This window comes from Xenorhabdus sp. KK7.4, assembly GCF_963876465.1.
Taxonomy (GTDB): domain Bacteria; phylum Pseudomonadota; class Gammaproteobacteria; order Enterobacterales; family Enterobacteriaceae; genus Xenorhabdus; species Xenorhabdus stockiae.
The window spans coordinates 1-422 of sequence record NZ_CAWNQF010000047.1 but is presented as its reverse complement, the minus strand read 5'-3'; the positions used below and the strand labels follow the sequence as shown (position 1 = coordinate 422).

The 422-nt window shown below is 63.7% G+C and carries 1 protein-coding gene; it reads right to left on the bottom strand.

Annotated elements, in window-relative coordinates; all coding sequences use genetic code 11:
• A partial coding sequence (locus AACS90_RS05585) for a hypothetical protein (protein WP_193757321.1) occupies positions 1–422 on the bottom strand: 422 nt, incomplete at both ends.

Here is a 422-nt window from a genome sequence, read left to right as displayed (position 1 = left end):
GCCGGGAAATTGAGCGGCGGATTGAAAGCGGGCCGGACAGACTGACCCTGAGCCAGACTTATACCCTGACCGGGCAACTGGCGAGCCGGACCACCGCGGCTGGGCCGGCAAACGGCCCCCAGCCCGCGGAGCCATTGCGGGAAGAGTCTTATACCTACGATGCCCACCGCCGCTGGCTGACGGATTACCGCTGTGCGGGCACGGAATGCCCGCGGGATGCGTACGGGCAGAGCCTGAACCGCCAGCAGTTTACCTATGACCGGCTGGGCAACCTGCTGACCTGTGTCACCACCCTGGCGGACGGCAGTCAGGACACGGCCTGTTTCAGTTACGCGAATCCGGCCGACCCCTGCCAGCTGACGAAAATCACCCATAACCACCCGGCCTATCCGGCCACGATTGTACTCACTTACGATAAAGCC